The organism is Brucella sp. NBRC 12953, from assembly GCF_040369775.1.
GTDB lineage: Bacteria > Pseudomonadota > Alphaproteobacteria > Rhizobiales > Rhizobiaceae > Brucella > Brucella pseudogrignonensis.
The window spans coordinates 226,761-251,793 of record NZ_BAABSV010000006.1; the positions used below are offsets into that span (position 1 = coordinate 226,761).

A 25,033-nucleotide genomic window follows, 5' to 3' on the forward strand; every position below is an offset into this window, starting at 1 on the left:
CGCAACTGAACGGATGTCGTAGCAATGTCGGGCAAGCGAATGAAAACTCAGGCAGAGGTTGATAAAGTGGAGGGCGAAAGCCTGAAACTGGGGCAGCTGCGCTTGCTGATTGCGCTTGATGCACTTCTTGTGGAAGGCAGTGTCGGCGGTGCTGCAAAGCAGATGGGATTGAGCATTGCGGCCATGAGCCGGCTACTCGGACAGATCCGCGAGAAGTTCGATGATCCGATCCTCGTGCGTTCGGGTCGAAACATGATTGCAACGCCAAAAGCCGAAGCTTTACGTGGTCGCTTGCGCAGACTGGCCAATGAAGCTGAAGCGCTCATGAGCTTCAACGGCAGTGATGCAGTGGAGACGCATTGCAAAAGAAAGCATGGGTGGGAGAGGGCGAGCGCTATTGTTGCGCCGCCGCCGTTGGGTATTCGTAAGGTAATCGAGCTCGAAAACCATCCCACCCCTGAACAGCTTGCGGCCCAATTTGCCAATATTCAGGATGAGAACGATCCGGTCCGGCGGCTCGCGAAATACATTGCAATCACCGGCCGTAAGGTTGGTCACACACGTCCGCTCGAAATGTACGAAGCGGAAGATGCTTTCACCACGATATTTGCAGGTGAAGCAGACCCCATGCAAATCAGCGCTTTATTGCGGCTTATTCATTATCGAGGTGAAACGGCTCCTGAACTTGCCGGTATGGCTCAGGCAGCCCGAAAATATTACTCAACGCAGGCCGACATTCGCCGCCCGGCACTCGACTGGCCTGCATATCTCTCGCCAAACTCACATCAGTCGCCATGGTTTATGCTGGCAGCAATTCTTGTTGCACGCGCTGGCTATCCGGTCGTGATGCATGGCAATTGCGGAACAGGTGAGCTTTCCGGGAAGCTGGAACTCGCAGCTGAAGCTGTCAATATCCCGGTTGCGGGTTCGCTATCATTGGCTGAAACTGCGCTGAATGCGCATGGTATCTGCTTCATGCCATTGGCTGGTTTTGCACCACAGGTTCACGCCCTGCTCGCGCTTTATCCATTGTTTCACTCGAGGTCATCGATCAACAGTCTCGCGCATCTGCTTAACCCGATGCAGTTGTCCACATCGGTCCTCGGTGTCACTCAACCAACCTATCGTGAGTTGCATCGCGATGCGGCGGCGCTGCTAGATTTAAAGTCGGTTTCGGTCGTGTCGACGAGCCGCGATGTGGCGGAGCTGGTGCCGCACCATGCGCATACGGTTTACAGATGGCTCGGCGAACAGAAAACGGACCTCACATTGCCAACCTTGTCGAAGGCAGGAACCGATAAGCATTCCAGCCTCACTTCGTTTGAATACTGGCTCGCCGTTTGGTCGGGTGCCGCCGTTGATGAGCGTGCAGAGCTGACGATTATCGCATCTACCGCGATGGCGCTCATGACTGTTCTTGCTGCAGACAATGATAGTTACGGCCAGTTCTACAAAAAGGCAGAGGAACTTTGGAAAACGCGCCATCAACACTGAATGACGATAATTGTGTGATCAATTTTTAAGCAGGCGTCGAAAACTATTCTACTTATGCCATTTTGGGAAAAAGCATTCCGGTTGCTGATGCAGAACAGCAAGCCGATGCTTTGTTTGCTCTTTTTATAAGCCCTATCGTTCCGCCGTAACTCTTAGTACGCAGCGGGGCGATTTGATGGTCAATCCTATATTCGGTGCATCTGGCACTTCCATTTTTGAATCCATGTCGCGCCTTGCTGCCGAAACCGGTGCTATAAATCTGGGACAGGGATTTCCTGAAGGTTTTGAACCCGAAGAGCTTGTCGAAGCAGCAATTCAGGCTTTACGTGATGGCCCTCATCAATATCCTCCGATGCTTGGGCTGCCTTCCTTGCGCAAGGCGGTTGCTGAGAATGCACGCCGCTTTCTGGGTCTTGAGATCGATTGGGAGACCGAGGTTCTGGTGACGTCAGGGGCCACCGAAGCGCTGACCGATACGTTCCTAGCACTTCTTGATTCTGGTGATGAAGTCATCGTCTTTGAACCTGTTTACGATGCCTATGCCACGCTCATTCGTCGCGCGGGCGGCAAAGTTGTCCCGCTCCGTCTGGCACCACCGCACTGGGAGTTACCGCGTGAAGCGCTGGAAAAGGCCATCACATCAAAGACAAAGCTGATCGTCGTCAATACGCCAATGAACCCGATTGGCAAGATATTCGATCCGCAGGAACTTGAGTTTCTGGCTTCGCTTGCGATCAAGCACGACCTGACCATCGTGTCGGATGAGGTATATGAACACCTGATTTTCGACGGGCGGCATTTTCATTCGCTTTTTGCTGTGCCGGGCATTCGTGATCGTGTCGTGCGGATTGGCTCGGCTGGAAAGAGCTTTTCCGTGACAGGCTGGAAAGTTGGCTATGTGACGGCTGATGCAAAACTTCTCGCGCCCATTTCCCGCGCACATCAATATGTGACTTTCACCACCCCACCGGCTTTACAGGCGGCAGTCGCTGTTGGTCTTTCGCTGCCCGACAACTATTTCACCAAATTGCGCAGCACGCTTGCATCGCGTCGTGACTTGCTGGTTGGTGGACTAAGGGCAGCAGGCTTCGATATCGCAGACGTGCCTTCAACCTATTTCGCCGTGGCCGATGTGAGCGACCTCGACCCTGAAGGCGACGACCTTGCCTTCTGTCGACGCCTGACGCTTGAGGCTGGTGTGACACCTGTGCCGGTTTCGTCCTTCTATGGCGAACGCGACGTGAAAAGCCATGTCCGCTTCTGCTTCGCCAAGACGGAAGCAACGCTTTCTGAAGCCGTCGATCGGCTTGCCCGTTGGTCAGAAAAACAAAACTGGCGCGCCGCCTCCTGATGCGCCGCCCAAAATCACTTCGAGGAATATCTGCATGAAATATACCCCATTCATTCGTGGCGCTCTGTCAGCGGTTCTGTTGTCCATGCTTGCGGCTTCGCCCGCATTGGCTGAGAAAATCCGCTTGGGCGTTACGTCAGGTCCGCATGCCCAGATCGCCGAAGCGTTGGCACCCATCGCGAAAGCCGAGGGGCTCGAGATCGAGATCGTCGAGTTTTCCGATGGCGCAATGATTGATCCGGCAACGAATGACGGTGATCTCGATGCCAATGGTTTCCAACACACGCCTTATCTCAATCAGCAGAACAAGGATCGTGGGCTTAATCTTGTAGCCGTCGGTGGAAACACGGTCCTGCTGCCGATGGCCGGGTATTCGCATAAGTTCAAAACTTTGGCTGAACTTCCGGAAGGCGCACAGATCACCATTCCTAACGACCCAAGCAATGCCGGACGCGCTCTAAAGCTTCTCGAAAAGGGTGGCGTTCTCAAGCTGACGCCCGGCGTAACCTTCAATGGCACTGAACTCGACATTGTTGAAAATCCGAAGAATGTGAAGATCATCCCGATGGAAACGGCGCAGCTCGCCCGCTCGCTGGAAGATGTCGATTTTTCGGTGATCACGTCTCACTTCGCGTTAAGCGCTGGGCTGGTTCCGAGCCGCGATGCGATCCTGATCGAAGATCAGCTCTCTGATTATTTTTGCCTCATCGCTGTTGCTGAAAAGAACAAAGACGCGCCGTGGGTGAAAACGCTGACCGAAGCGTACAAGTCACCAGAAGTCAAAGCCTTCATCGAGAAGAAGTTTGAAGGCAATATCATTGCGGGATGGTGAGATGAACCTTTCGGTTCGCATAGCGGAAGCAGAGCGGGGCCGGATCGGCTCCGCGCTGCCTGTCATCGATGTAAAGTCGCTGACGAAGACTTACGATCCAAAAGCCGGTGCGGTTCTGGACGATGTTTCGTTACGCGTCGGCAAGGGGTCTATCCATGGTATCATCGGCCGCTCAGGCGCGGGTAAAAGCACATTGGTTCGTTGCCTGAACGGTCTCGTACAGCCGACCAGCGGTCAGGTGTTTGTTGCCGGGCGTGAAGTGAGCAAGCTTGAAGGACGTAATTTACGCCAAGCACGCCGCGATATATCGATGATATTTCAGCATTTTAGCCTCTTATCTTCCCGAAGTGCTGCAGCTAATATAGCGTTGCCTATGGAATTTGCTGGTGTGCCGCGCGAAACCATTCGCAAGCGAGTGACCGAGCTGCTGGATCTGGTAGGTTTGAACGGAAAGGCAGACGCCTATCCATCGGAACTGTCTGGCGGGCAGAAGCAGCGTGTGGGCATTGCGCGCGCGCTGGCTCTGGAGCCAAGTGTCCTTCTATCGGATGAAGCGACCTCTGCTCTTGATCCCGAAACCACCGAACAGATTTTGGCGCTGCTCAAAGATATCAATCGGCGCTTGGGCCTGACCATCGTTCTCATCACGCATGAAATGGATGTGGTTCGCCAGATTGCCGACCATGTGACAGTGCTTGAAGGCGGTCGTGTGGTTGAAAACGGGCCGACATTCGACGTCTTTGCCTTTCCGAAATCAGCTATCGCGCGCTCATTTCTCTCAAGCATTGTGGCTCATGATCTGCCGCCGGAAGTTGCCCAGAAGCTTCTGCCTGATGCAGTTCCCGGATCAAGCCCGGTCTTGCGTATCATCTTTTCCGGAGAGGCCGCGCATTCGCCGGTGGTTGCGACGCTTGTTCAGCGTTTTGGCATCAATCCCAATATTCTGCATGGTCGCATTGATTATATTGGCGGGAAGCCACTCGGGATCATGACGTTGATCGCTGAAAACGGCGAGCCTGATCTCGCAGATGTGCTCGCTTATCTAGCGTCGCTTGATTTACACGGAGAGGTGCTGGGCCATGTTGTCTGACCTGCTTTCACCCGCACTCGTCAATCTATTGATGGAGTCGCTCAAGCAGACAATCATGATGGTGGCTGCGTCGGCAATTCTTTCCACGTTGATCGGTCTGCCACTCGGCATTGCACTGGTTGTCACGGCCCCCGGTCAATTTCTCGAACGACCACTTTTCAACCGTATAGCAGGCACTATCGTCAATCTTGTGCGGTCTACGCCCTTTATCATTTTGATGGTGGCGATCATTCCGTTTACCCGCCTTGTGGCAGGCACAACAGTTGGCACTTATGCGGCAATCGTACCTCTGACTGTTGCAATCATTCCGCTCTATGCGCGCCTCGCTGAGACCGCAATGCGTGAGGTAGATCAAAGCCTTATAGAAGCTGCTGAAAGTATGGGTGCAACACCCATGCAAATCATTTTCAAAGTTTTGCTTCCCGAGGCTTTACCCGGAATTATTGCTGGGCAGACGGTCACACTTGTAAGCCTTGTCGGCTATTCGGCGATGGCTGGTACAGTCGGCGGCGGCGGTCTTGGCGATCTTGGTATCCGCTTTGGTTATCAGCGCTTCATGCCCGAAGTGATGATCGCAGTCGTCATCATTCTCGTTGCCATCGTTCAATCCATTCAGGTTACGGGCGATTATGCCGCCCGGATCGTCAATCATCGCGTGGCGCGCAGTCGCCGCTCACGATAGCATTCAGAGGAGACACAAAATGACCGCGCATTCGCATCCGATCAATCTGCCATTGCTCGATATTTCGGTTTACAACGGCACGCCGGAAGAGCGGAAAAGCTTTATCGATGAGCTTCGTCGCACGCTGCATGACCACGGCTTTTTCTATCTAACCGGGCATGGAGTCGATCCAAAGCTGATCGAAAATGTCGTGGCCACCGCCAAGCGCTTCTTCGCGTTGCCGACCGAAGAAAAGCTCAAGATTGAGATGATTAACACGTCGCATTTCCGTGGCTATAACCGTGCAGGTCTTGAGCGCACTCGCGGTGAGCAAGATTGGCGAGAGCAGCTCGACATTAATACCGAGGCCGAGCCTGCCGAAATCGGTCCAGATAGCCCCGCGTGGAAGCGTCTGATCGGCCCAAACCAGTGGCCGGATGCCTTACCGGAACTAAAGCCATTGCTGCTTGCCTATCAGGCGGAAGTCACCCGTGTTGGCATTGACGTGCTCAAAGCGATTGCCGAAGCACTTGGTCAGAGCGAAGATTTCTTCGCACAGATTTATGATCCGCATCCTTCACAGCTTTTGAAAATTATCCGTTATCCGGGTCGTGATGTGGCCGAAAGCGATCAGGGCGTTGGCGCACACAAGGACGGCGGTTTCGTTACCGTTCTGCTCCAGGATGTTGTTCCGGGTCTTCGTGTACAGCGTGAAGATGGCGTCTGGATTGATGCGCCGCCTGTGCCGGGTACGTTTGTCATCAACACTGGTGAATTGCTTGAATTGGCAACCAATGGCTTTGTTCGCGCCGATGTTCATGGTGTTATTGCGCCGCCCGCCGGAACGGAGCGCTTCTCGGTCGCCTTCTTCCTTGGTGCTCGCTATGACGCGACGATCCCAGTCATTGATCTGCCGGAAGAACTTAAAACCAAAGAGCGCGGTGTGAGCGTTGATCCGCTTAACACGCTGTTCCGTGAGGTGGGCCAGAACAATCTGAAGAGCCGTCTGCGCTCGCATCCAGATGTTGCTCGCGCCCATCATCAGGATCTTCTGGATTCACCGGAGTTCGCAAGTCTGAAGCTGGGTGCAGCTTACTGATAAACCCATCCCTTGACGGTTGATTGCCGTGTTTGTCTTTCGTCCGTCAAGGAACGGGTTCGGGGGTACAAAGCCATCATGTGCCCGTTTTGCCACTTAGGGTAGCTGGCAGAATTCCCATTAAAAAAGCGCCGGGTTTCCGGCGCTTTTCATTTCAACAAGGTGGATACGTTTAGCCGCTGATGAGCTTCACTTCCATAAAGTCTTCCAGACCCCACTTGCCGCCTTCGCGCCCATTGCCGGATTGCTTGTAGCCGCCAAATGGGCTGCCGGGCGCACGCGACGTTCCGTTGATCTGGATCATGCCAGCGCGGAGTTTACGTGCTACGCGTTTTGCGCGTTCCGGGCTACCTGTCTGAATATAGGCAGCCAGGCCATATGGCGTATCATTGGCGATAGCAATGGCTTCCTCTTCCGTATCGAAAGGGATCATCGCCAGCACGGGCCCGAAGATTTCTTCGCGTGCAATGGTCATTTCGTTGTTCACATCGGCGAAGATGGTTGGCTTGACGAAATCGCCTTCAGAAATGCCATCGGGGCGACCTGTGCCGCCTGCAACGAGACGCGCACCTTCATCAATACCCTTCTGGATCAACGCCTGCACCTTGTCGAACTGGATTGATGACGACAGTGGGCCGATATGCTCGCCATCCTTGGATGGGTCATCGACCGTCGTTTTTGCCGCAGTCTTCTTGGCAAAATCGACCGCCTGTTCATAGATCGAGCGTTCAACCAGCATACGTGTTGGCGCGTTGCAGGACTGGCCGGTGTTTTCAAAACAATGGTTCACACCACGTTCGATTGCCTTTTCCAGATCACTATCAGCAAAAACGATATTAGGTGACTTGCCACCGAGTTCCAGCGAAACGCGCTTGACGGTCGCAGCCGCTGCACGCGAAACAGCCGTTCCTGCGCGGGTCGAACCGGTAAATGACATCATGTCGATGTCTGGATGCTGTGACATGGCTTCGCCAACGACAGGACCTTCTCCGTTAACGAGGTTGAATACGCCCTTCGGCAAACCTGCTTCATCGACAAATTCAGCAAATAGCATCGCCGACATTGGTGCGATTTCGGATGGTTTGAGCACGACTGTGCAACCAACGGCAAGGGCAGGGATGACTTTGAGTGCGATCTGATTCATCGGCCAGTTCCATGGCGTAATCAGTCCGCAAACACCAATAGGTTCATGCACAATGGCTTGATTAGGATGCTTTGGCGATAGAATTTCTTCGAATTCAAAATTCTCAAAAGCAGCGATGAAAGCCTTGGTATGCGACAGACCGGCCGCGGCCTGAGATTCGCGCGCAAGCTTGATTGGGGCACCCATTTCCTTGGAAATAGCCTGGGCCATTTCTTCAAGGCGACGCTCGTAGATTTCAACAATACGGCGCAGATAACCGATCCGTTCTTCAGCAGGTGTTTCGCTCCAAGAAGGAAACGCTTTGCGCGCTGCAGCTACTGCGAGATCAATATCCGCTGTAGAGCCTGCAGAAATCGCTGCATAAGGCTTCTCATTGGCTGGATTAATGACTTCGATGGTCTTTGCTTCAAGCGGGGACCGCCATGCACCGTCGATATAGAAATCCGTTTTCTGATCCAGATTTTTCTGAAGCATGATGAAATCCTCCAATGCTTTGAATTTTATCCTAAGGGTGGCGAACCACCCGTGCCCTAGTTGCCGCGCAGACTAACCGCCAGCTATGACGCCGTCAAAACACAACGATCAATGGAAACATCAATTTTTCTTATTCATTATCGTAGGCTTCAAACTCGATACCGAGCGTTTCCAAACCTTCTTCGATGTAGTCGCCCAAGAGTGGTATGCCGAGCAGGTACTTCGCTTCGCGTCCATTGTGACGATCACTTGCGGTCGCAAGCGCGTCATCCCATTCTTCAGCGCTAAAATCCCCGCGACCAACCCAGACCAAAGCCAACAACTCAACTTTCTCGTCTTCATTCAGAGAACGAATTGCCGCGACAAGCTCCTTGCGCGTCGGATTATCAACCGAAGCATCAAGAATATCGATATCGCCGTCATCGGAAGCATTGGAACCAGGGTTTTCATCGACCGCCGGAACTTGCACATCATATTCGCGCGCCTTGGCGATAATGAATTCGATGTTTTCGATATTGTTGACCAGTTCAACCATAATGATTTGCCTCCATGACGTCATTGTTTAACGAACGCAGGGCTGGTGGTTCTGGTTCCGTCACAGGCGAACCATCAGAGCATCTTTGCTGCAGCGCGTCCCGCTGTTCGTCCAGAAAAGATGCAGCCACCAAGGAAGGTTCCTTCCAGCGCATTATAGCCATGATAGCCGCCGCCGCCAAAGCCTGCTGCTTCGCCAGCTGCATAAAGGCCAACAACCGGCGCGCCGTTCTTGTCCAAAACTGCTGCGTTAATGTCGGTATGCAGTCCGCCCAGCGTTTTCCGGGTCAAAATATTAAGTTTAACTGCAATCAGCGGACCATTGGCTGGATCCAGCAAAGCATGAAGTGGGACAGCGCGGGTCAGCTTGTCGCCGATATAGGAACGCGCATTATGGATGGCCATGATTTGCGCGTCCTTGGAATAGCGATTGGTGACTTCCCGGTCGCGCGCTTCAATCTGGTTGCGGATATGTGTTGCATCCAGCAGCTTGCTGTCGGTTAGCTTGTTCATCTTGGCTACAAGCTCTTCAAGGCTCTTCGCCGTGACGAAATCCTCACCATGGTCAATGAATGCCTTGACTGGCGGGGGCGGGGCTTTGCCTAATCTGCTTTTGATAAGCAGTTTCCAGTCTTTGCCGGTTAGGTCGGGATTTTGTTCAGAACCGGAAAGCGAGAATTCTTTGCGAATGATTTTTTCGGTCAGTATGAACCACGAATATTCATGTCCCGTTGCGAGAATGTGCTTCAAGGTGCCGAGTGTATCGAAGCCAGGGAGGCAAGGTGAGGGCATTCTGTTGCCTTCCGCGTCGAACCACATGGATGATGGTCCCGGAAGAATACGAATGCCGTGATTGGGCCATATCGGATTCCAGTTTCGGAGCCCCTCCGTATAGTGCCACATGCGGTCACCATTGATCACATGCCCGCCAGCGGCGATGGCGATGTCTATGCCGCGCCCATCCACATGCGCAGGTACGCCAAGCACCATATTTTGAGGTGGATTGCCAAGGCGATCACGCGGCCATGCCTTGCGAACACGTTCCGGATCGCCGCCAATGCCGCCCGAGGTGACAATCACGCAATTGGCTGTAAGCTCAAACTGGCTCTCAACATCGCGTGATGATGATTGCCCGCGCTCGACGGTCGATGGCGTCAGGATATCACCGCGCACGCCGATTGCTCGTCCATTGGTTGTTATAATCTCATTGACGCGGTGGCGACATTTGAGTGTCAGCAGGCCACTAGAGATTGCTTCTCGCATAAGGCGCTCAAAAGGAGCCACCACGCCTGGCCCTGTGCCCCACGTTACATGAAAACGTGGAACCGAATTGCCATGGCCATGAGCCTGTCCGCCACCGCGCTCTGCCCAGCCAACGACCGGAAACCATCGCATACCGAGACTGTGCAGCCAGGAACGCATCTCGCCCGCTGCAAATTGCAGATAGGCTTCTGCCCATTGTTTCGGCCAATGATCCTCCGGGCGATCAAATTGTGCCGATCCGAGCCAATCCTGGCGGGCGAGGTCGAGATTATCTTTTATGCCAAGACGTCGTTGCTCAGGGCTGTCCACCATAAACAGGCCGCCGAGCGACCAGAAGGCCTGTCCGCCGACCGAATTTTCGCCTTCCTGCTCAAGTAGAATGACCTTTCTGCCCGCACTTGTCAGTTCATGTGCTGCCACAAGCCCGGCAAGGCCCGCACCAATTATGATCGCATCCGCATTTTTCATACCCGCATCCTCCCTCACGGGCAGAGTGGCTTATGCAAATGCGGCTGGCAAGTGCCCGTCAGGCTGAGAGGAATGGCAGAACCCAGTCGGCGATCAACTTGATTGAAAGACCGAAAAGCGTGAGCTGCACCAAAAGAAAAAACGGACCGTCCGGCATGATGCGTGTGAGCTTTGCGCCAACGAACGTACCGATAATAGCGGCAGGCAAAAGCCAGAGACCGAGTGACCAGTCGAGATTGGAAAACTGCTGCAACTGCCAGTAAGGAATGAGCTTAACCGCATTGACGATTGCAAAAAGAATGGTCGAAGTGCCTGCGAAGACCAGCTTTTCGAGATGTTGCGGCAGGACATACATTTGAAATGGTGGTGCGCCAGAATGCGAAACGAAGCTGGTAAGACCGGTGATGATACCCCAGAAGGTGCCACGGGGAATATCGGCTTTACGCGCCTGACGGCGGTACTTTGCGCCAACCCAGACATTGAAGCAAAAGAAGAGACCGACAAGCCCCACAAGCATCCCAATGAACGTGCTTGAAAGGTGCGAGCTGAAGAACCAGCCAAGGCCGATGCCGAGGATGGCGGCTGGCGTCAGGATCGCCAGATTACGTTTCGAGAAATGATGACGGTAGAGATAGAGACCGAACATGTCGCTGACGACATAGATCGGCAGCAGAAGAGCTGCTGCCGTTACAGGTGAGATCACCAACGCCATCAGAGGCACTGAAAGCGTGCCGACAGATGGCAAGCCACCTTTTGATAAGCCCACCAGAAAGGCTGCAACAACGGCTACTGTCATAAACAAAGGGGTATGCTCAAGCATTCAGGCAGTAACCGTTATTGGAATCAAACGAGGGTTTAAGCTGTATTTATCAGCTATGCGCCCATTCCCAGTAGAGCGAACGCGCGCGCTTGGCTATAGCGCCATACTCGAGTTTACGTTCATCAAAACCGATGATCGGCACCACCTTACTCATATTGCCGGTAGAGAAGATTTCGTCTGCTTCGCGGAAATCCTGCACCGAGAGCGTGGTTTCATGAACGCTGACGCCTGCTTGGCGGAGCAGTCCGATCACGCGTTGACGCGTAATGCCATTGAGGAAAGTACCATTCGGAACTGGCGTGAACACTTCTCCACCGCGCACCATGAAGACGTTGGATGTAGCAGTTTCGGCAACATTGCCGAGAACGTCTGTAACCAGCGCATTGTGAAAGCCTTTAGCTTTTGCTTCACGGAGCATACGGCCGTTATTCGGATAAAGGCATGCGGCCTTGGCATTGACGGGCATCACCTCAAGATAAGGGCGACGGAAGGATGTTGTCGTGATGGTAAAGCCTTTTGGCTCGACCATAGGGATTGCTTCGAGACACAGCGCAAAATCTGTCGATTCAGGTGCGGCGGCAACCGTGCTGGTATCGCCTTCTTCGGCCCAGTACATTGGGCGAATATATACGTCAGTGCCGGGCTCGAACTTTTTGAGGCCTTCGCGAGCCAAAGCTTCAATGTCGTTGCCGCTGAGCGTTGGTGCCAGACCGAGCGCACGCGCTGAATCATTTGCGCGCGCTGAGTGGCGATCAAGATCAGGTGTGACACCTTCAAAAAGGCGAGCGCCGTCGAATACGAGCGAACCAAGCCAGGTCGCGTGGGAGGCGGCACCAAGAATACGAACATCGCCTTCATGCCATTCGCCTTTGTAATAGGTCCACATTGCCCGGTTCTCGGCCATCATCTTCATCCTTCTTCAATCTCGTTGTCGTGCCAAATCCCGCGCAGGACGCTTTTGATTGACTGATGGAATTTCAGGTAGAAGCGTGGGCGGGACATGAACGTGAGCCGTTATAGCACGTCACCCGAAACTGAAAACCAGTTTCGGGTTTGATATCGCCCTATAATAATCAATCCTGTGAGAGGATTGGGCTATTTCTCTTCCGCCAAGGCGGGTGATGGATCGGAAGTCGCTACTGCCGCCGGACCTTCCACACCACGCTGGCGTTCGCGAACGAAAGTAAACAGGCCGGAAATTGTGATCAGGATAATGCCGATAAGCATCGGCAGATCGATATGGTCATGGAAAATGAAATAGCCGAATAGAATTGCCCAGATCATCTGGCTGTATTGCGGGGAGGCGATAGCGCTTGCCGGTGCACGTTGTGCTGCCAGCATCAGCAGAATATTTGCAAGGGCTGCAAGCAGTCCATAGCCCGCGAGATAGCCCCATTGAACGGCTGAAGGTGTCTGATAGCTCGGGATCATCAATGCGCCGCAGATAAGGATCGGTCCGATAAGGCCAGCGGTATAAAGCGAGATACGCTTTTCCTTCTTACCCATTGCGCGAAAGATTACGATGCTGAATGCGCCGCCAAGCCCGCCGCCCAACGCGCCGAGATGACCGATAGAGAGTTCGCGAAAACCAGGGCGCAGCACAACAAGCACACCGATAAAACCGATAATCACGGCCGACCAACGACGCCAGCCGACCTGTTCTTTAAGAAAGAGCACGGAAAGGATCGTCACAAAAGCCGGAAGCAGAAAGATAAGCGCGAAAGCTTCGGCCATCGACAGATGTGTGAAGGCGACAACGCTGCCGATGACACCCATCGCAGCGGTAAGTGTGCGAAGTAACCACAGCTTTATATTTGTGGTTCGAAACATATCGAGCCATTCATCTTCGGGTTTCTTGATGAACGGTATGGCTAACACACCCAGAACGGCACCATAAAAGGCGATTTCGTAAGGCGACAATGTGCCGTCGAGAAACTTGACGCAGGCGTCGCTTATAGCGAATGCAGCATAGGACGCAAACGCGAGAAAAATACCGTAAAGCATGGTGATATCCGCAGGGGGCTAGAGATAATCTCCTCCAATGACCGGATTAATCGATTGAAGCCGGTTTTGCAAAAGACAATTTGGTAAAAACTCAAAAAATCGACTTACCGCTATCCCCTATGGCGTAGGCGATTGCGGCGTTTTCAAGAAGGCGAGCTCCACCGAAAACGCATGCCTCATTTGCAATCATATCCGTGGTGGAATTTTGTGCAAAAGACTATTTAAGAGGCATCCAACGAGGAGAAAAGAAATGAACATTCGTCAGAAATTCCAGCAGTACGTTTCCCGTCGTCGCGCAATCCGTGAACTGGGTGCAATGGACGACCATCTTCTTGCCGATATCGGCGTATCGCGTTCGCAGATCCAGAGCGCAGTTTTCGGTAAGTAATCACTGATGGTGCGGCTGATAATTGATCGCCCCGAAAGTGAAACTGAAATAATGTAACAAAGCGTCGGTGCTCCAGTCCCGGCGCTTTTGTTATTTAATAAGTATATTATGCATTTATTCTATCGAAGGGCCGTTTTCTGCGCCCGTAAAGTTTCTCAGAAAATTCCGTATCCGACCAAAGGCTGCAGACTTATTCGCGCCTTGTTCTGGCAACGGCCAATGAGACAAAACGATATCTAATATGGGACTTCTGTCACTTGAACAGCAGAGCGCTCTCGATATATCCAAGTGTTGCGGGGGCTGGCGATGAAGACGGCATCTCAAAAGATGCCAATGATAGTTTATCAGTCTTCATCGCCGCCAAATTATCGAGCCTTTCATGACCGATAACTAATTTGACTGTTAATGCGAAGCATATTTGCGTTTGTCTTATTGTCGAGCATTCATTCAAACTGATTATATGCCTTGCGTGTCGGGTGGTCACACGTTTATGTGGCTACCCGACACCGCGAGGACCAGCCCATGCTTAATCTCATCGTCAATGGTATATTGATCGGAATTGGTGCGACGATCGTGATGGACGTCTGGGCATTGGTTCTATCAATGCTTCCCGGTCAATCTCGTCCCAACTGGGGGCTCGTTGGCCGCTGGTTCTGGCATTTGCGTGACGGGCAGATATTCCACGATGACATCTCAGCATCAAAGCCTTATGCACACGAAGTTGCACTTGGCTGGATCGGTCATTACGCGGTCGGCATTCTTTATGGCATTATCTTTGCGCTTTATGGCGGCGCGGCGTGGTTTGCGAATCCAATTTTCCTACCTGCATGGATATTCGGCATCCTGACGGTTGCAGCTGGATGGTTTCTGCTTCAACCAGGATTGGGAATCGGTTGGGCTGCATCGCGTTTGCCAAACGCGCGAAATGTCCGTATCCTCAATCTTGTCGCACATACGTTTTTCGCTTTCGGCATGTATGGAACCGGCATCTTACTAAAAACTACCATTTAATCAGATAGATAGCTTTAAGATTGGCAACTTAGACAGCTACCATTTTTGAAGCTCTTTCAAAAATTAAAGCCTGAATAGGTGACTGGCGCGGTTTTGAAAGTCAGTCCAAACTAAATCACGTTAATAAACAGGCATTCTTGCGGCAGAACTGTGTTTTTGATCGCGTTGGGTGTATGGGGAACAAATCCGCTCGCGTAAAATGCGGCTGCGGCTAACAAATACGGCAATCGCAACAGATTGCACCGATTTCAACCGGCTGGTCGCAAGCAATTGCGCTCGGCTGTTTATTGGTGCCTTTCAATGCGCGCTTTTTGCCCTGGAGGGATCATGCTGGAAAAGCTGTTCAAATTGCAGGAACATGGCACGTCGGTGAGAACGGAAGTGATCGCTGGTGTGACCACCTTCCTGACGATGTCTTACATTATCTTCGTCAATCCTGATATTCTGTCCACCACGGGCATGGATCGCAATGCGGTATTCGTAGCCACCTGTCTTGCGGCAGCTCTTGGTTCGATTGTCATGGCGCTTGTCGCCAATTGGCCAATCGGCATGGCACCCGGCATGGGCCTCAATGCCTTCTTCGCCTTTACCGTTGTTGGCGCCATGGGTTTTTCCTGGCAGCAGGCACTCGGCGCGGTCTTCATTTCGGGTATTATCTTCCTGTTCCTGACAGTGACAGGTATTCGGCGTTGGCTGGTTGAAGGTATTCCGCATTCGCTAAGAAGTGCGATTGCTGCCGGTATCGGTATGTTCCTGGCGCTGATCGGTTTGAAGAGCGCAGGCGTTGTCGTTGATAATCCTGCAACGCTCGTCGGTCTTGGCGATCTGCGCGAAGCTGGTCCTCTTCTGGCGATTGCTGGTTTCTTCATCATTGCAGCTCTCGATGCGCTCAAGGTTCGCGGTGCGATCCTGATCGGTATTCTTGTCGTTACCATTGCGTCGATTTCGCTTGGCATTACGCAGTTTGGTGGTGTGTTCTCCGCTCCTCCGAGCCTTGCGCCTACATTCCTGCAGCTCGATATCATGGGTGCACTGCACACCGGCATTCTGCACGTCATTCTGGTTTTCGTACTGGTTGAAGTGTTCGATGCGACCGGCACGCTGATCGGCGTCGCAAAGCGTGGCGGCCTGATTGAACCGGGCAAGCCAAACCGTCTGGGTAAGGCATTGTTTGCGGACAGCACGGCAATTCTCGGTGGTTCGCTGCTCGGTACGTCTTCCACGACCGCTTATGTTGAAAGCGCTTCTGGCGTTCAGGCTGGTGGCCGGACGGGTCTTACGGCACTCGTCGTCGCCCTTCTATTCCTCGCAGCGCTCTTCATTTCGCCACTGGCTGGTTCTGTACCTGCTTATGCAACGGCACCTGCGCTTGTCTATGTCGCATGTCTGATGATGCGCGAACTGTCCGAAATCAAGTGGGACGAAATCACGGAAGCAGCTCCAGCCGCTCTTACGGCACTGTCCATTCCGTTCACCTACTCTATCGCCAACGGTTTGGCTTTTGGCTTCATCAGCTACGTTGTGCTGAAGTCTGTAACGGGCAAGGCTCGTGAAGTTCACTTGGCGACCTGGATCGTCGCGGCACTGTTTGTGATCCGCTTCGCATTCTTCCCAGAATAACACGAAACGCCGGGGCAACACCCCGGCGTTTTTCTTTCTAGTCTAAGGGAGTTGAGGTAATGACACCGGATGAATTGAAACTGCTCGAAAAACTGATTGAGGTTGTCGAAAAAGACGTCATACCCCTGACTGAACACGGTGTTGCAGAAGGCAACAAGGTTTTTGGTGCGGCTCTGCTGAACAAGTCTGATTTATCTCTGGTGCTTGCCGAAACTAATAATGAGACCGAAAATCCGCTGTGGCACGGCGAAGTCCATACGTTGAAGCGTTTCTATGAAATGCCTGAGCAGGGACGTCCGAATACGAAGGAAATGGTTTTCCTTTCCACACACGAGCCATGCTCCATGTGTTTGTCTGCGATAACCTGGAGTGGTTTCGATAATTTCTACTATCTGTTCAGCCACGAAGATTCACGCGACGCTTTTTCGATCCCGCATGATCTGAAAATTCTCAAAGAAGTCTTCACCCTGGAGCCAGGTGGTTACAACCGCGACAACAGCTTCTGGCACAGCCATTCGATTCCGAAGATGGTGGTTTCGCTACCGGAGCCCGATCGCTCACGACTGGAAAAACGACTTGATGCTATTCGCGCAAAATATGACGCGATGTCGGGCACTTACCAATCTTCCAAAGATGGCAATGCCATTCCATTAAGCTAATAAAAAAGGCCGCATATCATCTGATATGCGGCCTTTCTAAGTATCAAATTCTGTCGAGCAGATTGCGCTTCTGCAGGTTCTGGATCAGTGCGCGAACACCGAAAGTCCATTCGGCGCAATTATCGGTACGATCGACCCAGTTGACGAGTCGTCCAAGCCTAGGCGTCGAAATCTCCACCTTGTCGCCGATTTCGTGCGTGAATCCTTGACCAGCACCGCGACGATCTTTGACTGGTGCAAACATTGTGCCCAGGAAAAGAACAGCGCCATCCGGATACTGATGGTTGCGGTTCATCATCTGTCCGGCAAGGTTTTCCGGATCACGGCTGATCGCTTCCATCGGGCTTTCGCCGGTCATCTCGAAACCGTCAGTACCAGTTACTTTCAGCGATAGCTTGAGCTTACGCAAAACATCCATGGTGAAATTGCCGTCAAAGAGCCGGATGAATGGACCAATGGCGCATGATGCGTTGTTGTCTTTTGCTTTGCCGAGCAGAAGTGCCGAGCGGCCTTCCACGTCACGCAGATTAACGTCATTGCCAAGCGTTGCGCCAACGATGCGACCGTCAGAAGCAACAGCAAGCACCACTTCCGGCTCAGGATTGTTCCATTGTGAAATTGGCAAAATGCCGACAGTATTACCGCAGCCCATCGAAGACATTGGCTGCGACTTTGTGAAAATTTCAGCATCTGGGCCAATGCCGACTTCCAGATACTGCGACCAGAGGCCCATCTCCTGAAGCAACGCCTTGACCTGTGCCGCCTTCTCAGAACCTGCAGCCACGCCGCGCAGACTGTCGCCGATGACAGGTGCCAGACGGTCACGTACTTCACGCGCACGGCTTGGATCACCCTTCGCCTGCTCTTCGATCACACGTTCGAGCATACTGTCGGCGAAGGTAACACCTGCAGCCTTGATCGACTGAAGATCAATTGGAGCAAGCAGTTCACCCTTTTCGCCAGAAAGATAATCGTCAAGCGCACCAAGGTCAGCAAAACGGCTGATATCTTTCAGCTCCCCCACCAAGTCCTTGCGTTCCAGCAGACCCGATACGGTTGCAGAAAGGCTGGAAAGATCATGCACATGGCCATTTACAACCAATACGGGGCAGGGACCATTTTCAGCCTTCGACCACACGCGCCCAATGAGCACTGCCGACGCGCTGTCTTCAGGCAAAATGATGGACGAGTTCAGAGTATGCTTGTCTTGCACGGATATTCCTCCCGGTTTGTTCAGTTCAAGATGCTATTGGATGGTTTCGGCGCGGAGACGCGACTATGTCCAAATCAGAGGCGGATGATTTCCGTCTGTGCTGAAAAGCTCACAATCTAACTCCTCCAAAATTATATTGTAGGGTTGTCTGATAACTATATATTCAAAGCTTGAAAACTCTTTTATGCGTCGAACAACGCAATTGGGATGAATTAGCCTGCCGAACTGCCGCTATTCGCGTAGATCGAAGTCTTCTGTGAAGCGGTGTTGTCGTTGGGTGTGAGGTTTTGACATGCAGGAAGTGCTGGACATGAACACGGAACAGCAAGAAGCGCTGAAGAAGGCGCTTGGAAATGATATGGTCCTGACCGATCCAGATGCGATGCAACGTTTCTGCCGCGATTTTCCTGGCGATGTGGAATATGGCGCAGTTGCCGTCTTGCGTCCGCGGAGCACAGAAGAAGTTTCGCTCTCAGTTAAAGCGAGCCGCGCGCTGGGACTTGGAATCATTCCTCAGGGTGGAAACACCGGTCTGGTGCAGGGCGGTGTACCCGATGGTCAGAGTGACGTGGTCATTCTCAGTCTTGAGCGTATGAACCGCATAAGGCAGGTCGACCCCCATGATTTTTCAGCCATTGTAGAAGCTGGCTGCATTCTCCTCGAAATGAAGAACCAGCTCGCGGCGCAGGGCATGTTTTTCCCGCTGGCGCTTGGAGCACAGGGAAGTTGCCGTATCGGCGGCAATGTCAGCACCAATGCCGGTGGCGTCAATGTGTTGCGCTACGGGATGACACGGGAATTGGTGTTGGGACTCGAGGTTGTTCTACCGGACGGCTCAATTTTCAACGGCCTTTCCACCTTGCGAAAAGATAACCGCGGTATCGATCTCAAGCAGCTGTTTATCGGTGCAGAAGGCATTTTCGGCATTGTTACAGCTGTTGCAATCAAACTGATGCCTTTGCCCGACAAAGTCGAAACCGCGATGCTTGGGCTCAATTCGCTCGAAGATGCGATTGCGCTTTATCGTCGAGCGCGTGTTCAGTGCTGCGATTTAATGTCCGCCTTTGAATTCATGCCGCCGATGGCATTTACCCTTGCACAAGAGGCCATTCCGGATCTCGTCGCTCCGTTGGGGCAATATCCCGCTTATGTGTTGATAGAGATTTCAGGCTCGGGTCTGGTCGATACTGCGGCCTTGATGGAAGCATTTTTGAGTGAAGCATTGGAAAGCGGTCTTGTGCTTGATGGCACCATCGCTTCGTCGCGTGCACAAGCGCAAAACCTTTGGCAATTTCGTGAAGGAATGAATGAAGGTCAGGCGCTGCGTGGTAAACACCTTCGCACCGATATCTCTGTACCTCTATCAAAGCTCGCAGCATTCGTAGCGGAGGCAGAGGCAGAACTTGCTGCAGTCCTGCCAGAATGCCTTGCGATTTCTTATGGTCATGTCGGTGACGGCAATGTGCATCTTAATGTCATCCCGCCAAACGACCTCGACCTCGCAATCAAGGATAAGAAAATCAAACTCGCTAAAGAGACGATTAACGCAGTTCTTGATCGCTATGCTGGCAGTATCAGTGCCGAACACGGCATTGGGCGTTTGAAGCGCGATGATTTCGAAAAGCGGCTTGATCCTGTGAGAAAAGCTCTTCTATCAAGCCTTAAACATGCTCTTGATCCAGATGCGATCATGAATCCCGGATGTCAGCTTTCGCTTGACTTGGTTCAGGACTGACGACAAATCAGATCTAAGGAATACAGAGGGAGGAGCGGAACGTGTTCGGTGAAATCAGGCGCAACGAGCAACTTCCGGCCCGTATTGCTTCAGAGATTGTGCGACAGATAACTGAAGGCAGTTTTCTGCCTGGGCAAAAACTGCCGACCGAACACAATCTTGCACAGAGCTTCGGCGTTAGCCGTTCGGTCATCCGTGAAGCAATTGCCCAGTTGCGTAATGAAGGATTGATAGAAACGCGTCAGGGTGTAGGTGCATTCGTCACCGAACCCGACCGTCGCCAAGCGATCCGCATTGAACCGGAAACACTCGCGGACCGGGATCATTTTCAGAGCCTGTTTCAGCTTCGTATGGCGCTGGAGATTGAAGCTGCAGGCCTCGCCGCTGTGCATCACACAGCCGAAGACATGAGCAGGCTAGACGAAGCTCTCGCTGAAATGACTGGCCGAGAAAAGTGGACGGATGAGGGGATCGCTGCCGATCTCGCTTTTCACCGGGCGCTCGCAGCTGCCACGCATAATGAATATTTTCCGCTTGTGCTCGGTTTCATAGCGGAGCGCATCAGTCAGGCAATACGTGCTGCACGCGCGCGTGCTGTGCTTGAAGAGATCGTCGAAATCACGATCGCGGAACATCAGGCGATCCGTGATGCGATTGCGGTGCGTGATCCTCTCAAAGCACGCGAAGTCATGCGCCAGCACGTTGTGGGTGCAGCCAGCCGCGTCAATCTCAAGCTTGAAACATTTTAAGGACAATGAATTTGCATATCATCGTTATGGGTGTGTCCGGGTCTGGAAAATCGACGGTTGGCGAAAAGTTGGCAGAAGCTCTTAATCTGCCCTTTCTGGAGGGTGATAGTCTTCACCCAAAATCCAACGTTGATAAAATGGCGTCCGGCATTCCTTTGCAGGATGAAGACCGATGGCCGTGGCTTGATAAAATCGGCGAACGAATGGCCACTGCAGAGCAGGGGCTTATTGTTTCATGTTCATCGCTGAAAAAGAGCTATCGGGAGCGCTTGCGTGCAGCGGTTGGTGGGCAACTGGCTTTCGTGTTTCTCGATGGAAGCTTTGAAGTTCTGCATGAACATATGGGGCATCGTACTGGCCATTTTATGCCGGTAACAATGCTGGAAAGCCAGCTTGCCACGCTGGAAAGCCCGGTTGGTGAACCTTTAGTGTTCCGCGCGGATGTTGTCGATCCGATTGAGAAAATCGTCGCAGAAAGCCTTGAGTGGCTCCGGTCTGCGAAGGCTGAGCTATCTTAGAGGCCAGAAGAACATCAGTGCAGGCACAGTCACAAGCGCGATAATGATTGATAGTGGCAATCCAAGTCTCGGATAATCACTGAACTTGTAGCCGCCTGGTCCCATAACAAGTGTATTGCACTGGTGCCCGATTGGTGTGAGGAAATCGCAACCCGCGCCAATTGCCACGGCCATAAGGAAAGCTTCCGGTTTAAAACCAAGGCCCGAGGCAAAGCTTGTCGCAATCGGAGCCATCACCAGCACAGTTGCCGCATTATTGAGAAATGGCGTAACCATCATGGCCGTAACCAGAATAAGCGCCAGCGCGCCGGCTGGTGGTAGCTGGTGACCGATACTGGCCAAGCCTTCGGCAATCAGTTCAGTGCCACCCGTTGTTCTTAAAGCATCGGATACCGGGATAAGCGCTGCGAGCATCACCAGAATAGGCCCGTCGATCTCGTCATAGACCTCATTGATCGGTATGACCTTGAAAAGCAGCATCGCAACTGCTGCAGCAAAGAATGCGACGGCAACGGGAACAAGACTGAGCGCGGTAGCGCCAATCGCTGCAACCAGGATGGCAAGCGGGATAAGCCCGCGCCTCACACTACCAAGCATCAACTTGCGGCGAGCCAATGGCAGCAGCTCAAATTCTGTCAGAAAGTTAGAAAGGCTTGCCTGCCTGCCCTGCAGAACCACAACATCGCCAAAACTCAGACGCACTTCACTGAGACGTTCGGAAATGCGCTGGCCGGGACGACTGACCGCCAGCAGATTGACCTCATAGCGGGCGTAAAGATCAAGCTGTTGCGCATTGAGGCCGACGAGGCGGGAATTGGTCCCAATCACAGCTTCAACAGTTTCGATTTCTGTTGAGCCGCTCGTTTCTGATGGGTTGCGGTTCTTGGACAGGGTAAGCTTGCCAGAGCTGACTACCGTATCTAACGCCTTTGGATCACCTTCAAGCAGAACGATATCGTTCTCGACAATCACAGTATCAGGCAAGGGAGTGATGCGGCTGTTTTTGCGAATAATCGACGTCACCATAGCTTCGCCTTCGGCGGGCTTGATGAGATCGCTTATGCGCTTGCCGACGATGGTAGAGTTGGCAAGCACGCTTGCTTCTGAAGCGTAATTTTTGATCTTGATGGCTTCATCAAGCGAAATGTTTTCACGCGTGCGCTGCGGAACCAGCCAATAAAACGTAACCAGATAAACAAGGCCTACCGATGCCAGAACCGCGCCGACTGGCGTGAAGTCGAACATTGTGAATGGCTCGCCAACCATTTCACCTCTTATTCGAGAAACGACGATATTGGGCGAGGTGCCCACCTGCGTCATCAGGCCACCAAGAAGTGCGCCAAATGCCATGGGCATCAAAAAGGTAGAAGGTGAGACGTTGGAGCGTCGGGCAAACTGAAAGGCAACCGGGATCATGATCGCGAGCGCGCCGACATTTTTCACGAATGCGGATAGAACGGTCACAATGGCAACCAGTACCGCGAGCTGCAATCGCACGCTGTTTATATCTGGCAGAAACCGTTGCACGGCTTCCTGCATCAGACCCGAACGGGCGACCCCAGCACTTACAATTAGAGCACTGCCGACAATAATAACGATATCATCGCTGAAACCGGTAAATGCCTGATCGAAAGGGACGACGCCAACTGCAACAGCCAGCAGTAGCGAACAAAGAGCCACAATATCGTAGCGAAATTTGCCCCAGATAAATGCCCCCATCATGAGAATAATCACTGCGAAGGACAGTATCTGCTGATGGGTCATGTAATGCGCATTCCTCAGAAAGAGAAAAATATTCTACTTTGTGTAGCGCATAACAAAGAAAACGAAAACGGATAATTATAGCATTTCCAGCAAAAGTGCGAAGCGGTTTTGCGTAGGATAATGCGTAAAAACAAACAGTTACAGTGGTTCCTACGATTCATTCTTAACTGGAACCGCTGTAAATCGAATTCTAATGCATTGGGCGCTCAGAATCCTGAACGCCCAATGTTGAAATTAGTTGCCTGCGCGACGACCGTCGGCACCAAAAATATGAACGTCTTTTGCCGACGCACCAATCTTCACAACTTCATCAATCGTATGTTCAGAACGGCCTTGAACGCGGAAGATCAGCGGCTTGCCGTCAGTGAGTGAACTATGGATATAGCTTTCAGCACCAACGAGTTCGATGGCTTCGATGCGAACTTCTGCATTGAATCCGTCGGCTTCCGGTTCACTGTTCTCGATGATGCGAATATCTTCCGGGCGCACGCCGAACGTGTATTTGTCCGAAGGAAGCGTTACAGCCTTGCCCGGTTGCCAAAGGTTCTTCTCGCCGCTTTCCAGTAGGTTCATGGACGGTGAGCCGATGAAGGTCGCAACAAAGGTCGAAGCTGGCTTTTCGTAAAGTTCGATTGGCGTGCCAACCTGTTCGATATTGCCAGCGTTCAGCACCACTAGACGGTCTGCCATGGTCATGGCTTCCATCTGGTCGTGAGTCACATAAACGCTGGTTGTTCCAAGCGAACGCTGTAGGCGTTTGATTTCAACGCGCATCTGCACGCGAAGCTTCGCATCAAGGTTCGACAATGGTTCATCAAAAAGGAATGCAGCCGGTTCGCGCACGATAGCGCGCCCCATAGCAACGCGCTGACGCTGACCACCAGAAAGCTGACGGGGCTTGCGATCAAGGAACTGCTCGATTTCAAGCGCCTTCGCAGCCTTGGCGATGCGGCGCTCGATCTCGTCCTTTGGCGTTTTACGGTTCTTCAAGCCATAAGCGAGGTTATCGCGAACCGACATATGCGGGTAGAGCGCATAGTTCTGAAACACCATTGCGATGTCACGTTCTGCTGGTTCCACATCGTTTACAACGCGGTCGCCAATAGAAATTGTGCCAGCAGTGATGCCTTCAAGGCCTGCAATCATGCGCAGAAGCGTGGACTTGCCGCAGCCGGATGGACCAACGAGAACGACGAATTCACCGTCCTTGATCTCCAGCGAAACGCCTTTGATGACTTCAATACCGCCGCCATAGCTCTTGCGGACATTATCAAGAATGATCTTGCTCATTATTTTTCCGTTTCCACGAGACCTTTGACGAACCAGCGCTGCATTAGCACAACAACGAGGATCGGCGGTATGATAGCCAGAATGGCCGTTACCATGACGTAGTTCCACGGTGTGGAAGCATCAGCGAAATCCACCATGCGACGCAAGCCGATGATGATGGTGTTCATTTTCGCATCGTTGGTAACGAGCAGCGGCCAAAGATACTGGGTCCAGCCATAAATGAAGAGAATGACAAAGAGGGCAGCGATATTCGTCTTCGACAGCGGAAGCAGAATGTCGCGCATGAAGCGGAATGGCCCTGCATTGTCGATGCGTGCAGCTTCTACAAGCTCACCCGGAATGGTGAGAAAGAACTGACGGAAGAGGAACGTCGCTGTCGCCGATGCCATAAGCGGTAGCGTGAGACCTGCATAGGTATCGATCATGCCAAGATCGACGATGACCTTATAGGTCGGCAGGATACGCACTTCGACCGGCAGCATGAGCGTGACGAAGATCATCCAGAAGAAGAACATGCGGAACGGAAAGCGGAAGAACACAATCGCGAAAGCCGACATGAAAGAAATGATAATCTTGCCGACTGCGATCAACATCGCAACCACGAACGAGTTCCATAGAAGCCGTTCGAGGCTCACGCCAACCACACGTTCAACGCCACCGAAAATGGCGTCGCCATAATTCTCCATCATATGCCCACCGGGCAGAAGCTGGATTGGCGGGCGAATAATATCGCCTGAGGTAAGTGTCGAAGCGACAAAGGTATAATAGATCGGAAAGGCAACCACGATGATCCCGATAATGAGGATCAGATGGCCTAACAGATTTGAGACTGGGCGTTTTTCAATCATGGTC

At 52.5% G+C, this 25,033-nt stretch carries 23 protein-coding genes; 13 read left to right on the plus strand and 10 right to left on the minus strand.

The genetic code is table 11. The features are described from left to right. Positions 1-39 precede the first annotated feature (39 nt). From ABWV94_RS16030 to ABWV94_RS16055, 6 genes are all read left to right on the plus strand, one after another. Positions 40-1,494 carry a glycosyl transferase family protein gene (locus ABWV94_RS16030; RefSeq protein WP_353414341.1) on the plus strand — a complete coding sequence of 485 codons (1,455 nt, stop codon included), beginning with the start codon at positions 40-42 and terminating at the stop codon, positions 1,492-1,494. Between the two features lie 175 nt (positions 1,495-1,669). Further along, the gene (locus ABWV94_RS16035; protein ID WP_353414343.1) at positions 1,670-2,845 is read left to right on the plus strand and encodes an aminotransferase; all 1,176 of its coding nucleotides are present in this window, start codon (positions 1,670-1,672) and stop codon (positions 2,843-2,845) included. A gap of 34 nt (positions 2,846-2,879) precedes the next feature. Continuing rightward, on the plus strand, positions 2,880-3,677 hold the full coding sequence (locus ABWV94_RS16040) for a MetQ/NlpA family ABC transporter substrate-binding protein (protein ID WP_353414345.1): 798 nt from the start codon (positions 2,880-2,882) through the stop codon (positions 3,675-3,677). Position 3,678: 1 nt separating this feature from the next. Further along, complete coding sequence (locus ABWV94_RS16045; RefSeq protein WP_353414347.1) at positions 3,679-4,767, plus strand: methionine ABC transporter ATP-binding protein; 1,089 nt, start codon at positions 3,679-3,681, stop codon at positions 4,765-4,767. Then, positions 4,757-5,449, plus strand: coding sequence for a methionine ABC transporter permease (locus tag ABWV94_RS16050; RefSeq protein ID WP_353414349.1), 693 nt, complete (start codon positions 4,757-4,759; stop codon positions 5,447-5,449). The genes ABWV94_RS16045 and ABWV94_RS16050 overlap by 11 nt, the downstream gene beginning before the upstream one ends. 19 nt (positions 5,450-5,468) lie before the next feature. Beyond that, on the plus strand, positions 5,469-6,527 hold the full coding sequence (locus ABWV94_RS16055) for an isopenicillin N synthase family dioxygenase (protein WP_353414351.1): 1,059 nt from the start codon (positions 5,469-5,471) through the stop codon (positions 6,525-6,527). Positions 6,528-6,699: 172 nt separating this feature from the next. On the opposite strand, the gene ABWV94_RS16060 is transcribed toward ABWV94_RS16055, so the two are convergent. From ABWV94_RS16060 to ABWV94_RS16085, 6 genes are all read right to left on the minus strand, one after another. Continuing rightward, entirely contained in the window at positions 6,700-8,145 is a 1,446-nt protein-coding gene (locus ABWV94_RS16060) for an aldehyde dehydrogenase family protein (protein WP_353414353.1), read from the minus strand. Between the two features lie 130 nt (positions 8,146-8,275). Then, positions 8,276-8,680, minus strand: a complete 405-nt coding sequence (locus ABWV94_RS16065) for a DUF3775 domain-containing protein (protein ID WP_007879395.1) — start codon at positions 8,678-8,680, stop codon at positions 8,276-8,278. A gap of 74 nt (positions 8,681-8,754) precedes the next feature. Continuing rightward, the gene (locus ABWV94_RS16070; RefSeq protein ID WP_064321786.1) at positions 8,755-10,410 is read right to left on the minus strand and encodes an FAD-binding dehydrogenase; all 1,656 of its coding nucleotides are present in this window, start codon (positions 10,408-10,410) and stop codon (positions 8,755-8,757) included. A 58-nt stretch (positions 10,411-10,468) separates the two neighbouring features. After that, on the minus strand, positions 10,469-11,230 hold the full coding sequence (locus tag ABWV94_RS16075; protein ID WP_079213776.1) for a sulfite exporter TauE/SafE family protein: 762 nt from the start codon (positions 11,228-11,230) through the stop codon (positions 10,469-10,471). Between the two features lie 49 nt (positions 11,231-11,279). After that, entirely contained in the window at positions 11,280-12,134 is an 855-nt protein-coding gene (locus ABWV94_RS16080; protein ID WP_113158243.1) for a branched-chain amino acid aminotransferase, read from the minus strand. Positions 12,135-12,325: 191 nt separating this feature from the next. Continuing rightward, entirely contained in the window at positions 12,326-13,234 is a 909-nt protein-coding gene (locus ABWV94_RS16085) for a DMT family transporter (RefSeq protein WP_007879386.1), read from the minus strand. Positions 13,235-13,484: 250 nt separating this feature from the next. Between ABWV94_RS16085 and ABWV94_RS16090 the strand changes: the two genes are divergently transcribed. The 4 genes from ABWV94_RS16090 (at position 13,485) to ABWV94_RS16105 (ending at position 16,912) form a co-directional block, all read left to right on the plus strand. Continuing rightward, a complete protein-coding gene (locus ABWV94_RS16090) occupies positions 13,485-13,622 on the plus strand; it encodes a DUF1127 domain-containing protein (RefSeq protein ID WP_007879385.1) in 138 nt (45 codons plus the stop codon). A gap of 522 nt (positions 13,623-14,144) precedes the next feature. Further along, positions 14,145-14,633: a DUF2938 domain-containing protein gene (locus ABWV94_RS16095; protein ID WP_151563010.1), complete on the plus strand. Its 489-nt coding sequence runs from the start codon at positions 14,145-14,147 to the stop codon at positions 14,631-14,633. Between the two features lie 327 nt (positions 14,634-14,960). Further along, positions 14,961-16,253 (plus strand): NCS2 family permease, encoded by a 1,293-nt coding sequence (locus tag ABWV94_RS16100; RefSeq protein ID WP_079213777.1) that lies wholly within the window; start codon positions 14,961-14,963, stop codon positions 16,251-16,253. A gap of 59 nt (positions 16,254-16,312) precedes the next feature. Then, a complete protein-coding gene (locus tag ABWV94_RS16105; protein ID WP_353414357.1) occupies positions 16,313-16,912 on the plus strand; it encodes a deaminase in 600 nt (199 codons plus the stop codon). Positions 16,913-16,955: 43 nt separating this feature from the next. Here ABWV94_RS16105 and ABWV94_RS16110 read toward each other — a convergent pair whose 3' ends face one another. Continuing rightward, the gene (locus ABWV94_RS16110) at positions 16,956-18,125 is read right to left on the minus strand and encodes a fumarylacetoacetate hydrolase family protein (RefSeq protein WP_353414359.1); all 1,170 of its coding nucleotides are present in this window, start codon (positions 18,123-18,125) and stop codon (positions 16,956-16,958) included. A 292-nt stretch (positions 18,126-18,417) separates the two neighbouring features. Here ABWV94_RS16110 and ABWV94_RS16115 point away from each other — a divergent pair, with 292 nt between their 5' ends. Genes ABWV94_RS16115 through ABWV94_RS16125 form a run of 3 tightly spaced genes read left to right on the plus strand, consistent with a single transcriptional unit; the run spans position 18,418 to position 21,127 of the window. Further along, positions 18,418-19,860 carry an FAD-binding oxidoreductase gene (locus tag ABWV94_RS16115; protein WP_353414361.1) on the plus strand — a complete coding sequence of 481 codons (1,443 nt, stop codon included), beginning with the start codon at positions 18,418-18,420 and terminating at the stop codon, positions 19,858-19,860. 41 nt (positions 19,861-19,901) lie between these two features. Beyond that, on the plus strand, positions 19,902-20,609 hold the full coding sequence (locus tag ABWV94_RS16120) for a FadR/GntR family transcriptional regulator (RefSeq protein ID WP_064321779.1): 708 nt from the start codon (positions 19,902-19,904) through the stop codon (positions 20,607-20,609). A gap of 5 nt (positions 20,610-20,614) precedes the next feature. Then, positions 20,615-21,127, plus strand: a complete 513-nt coding sequence (locus tag ABWV94_RS16125; protein WP_113490641.1) for a gluconokinase — start codon at positions 20,615-20,617, stop codon at positions 21,125-21,127. On the opposite strand, the gene ABWV94_RS16130 is transcribed toward ABWV94_RS16125, so the two are convergent. The 3 genes from ABWV94_RS16130 to ugpE form a co-directional block, all read right to left on the minus strand. Continuing rightward, positions 21,119-22,891 carry an SLC13 family permease gene (locus tag ABWV94_RS16130; RefSeq protein ID WP_353414364.1) on the minus strand — a complete coding sequence of 591 codons (1,773 nt, stop codon included), beginning with the start codon at positions 22,889-22,891 and terminating at the stop codon, positions 21,119-21,121. The two genes, ABWV94_RS16125 and ABWV94_RS16130, sit on opposite strands and share 9 nt — an antisense overlap. A 234-nt stretch (positions 22,892-23,125) precedes the next feature. Then, positions 23,126-24,181 carry a sn-glycerol-3-phosphate import ATP-binding protein UgpC gene (locus ABWV94_RS16135; RefSeq protein ID WP_105519606.1) on the minus strand — a complete coding sequence of 352 codons (1,056 nt, stop codon included), beginning with the start codon at positions 24,179-24,181 and terminating at the stop codon, positions 23,126-23,128. Further along, positions 24,181-25,029 carry a sn-glycerol-3-phosphate ABC transporter permease UgpE gene (gene ugpE / locus ABWV94_RS16140; protein WP_007879365.1) on the minus strand — a complete coding sequence of 283 codons (849 nt, stop codon included), beginning with the start codon at positions 25,027-25,029 and terminating at the stop codon, positions 24,181-24,183. The genes ABWV94_RS16135 and ugpE overlap by 1 nt, the downstream gene beginning before the upstream one ends. Between the last annotated feature and the right edge of the window lie 4 nt (positions 25,030-25,033).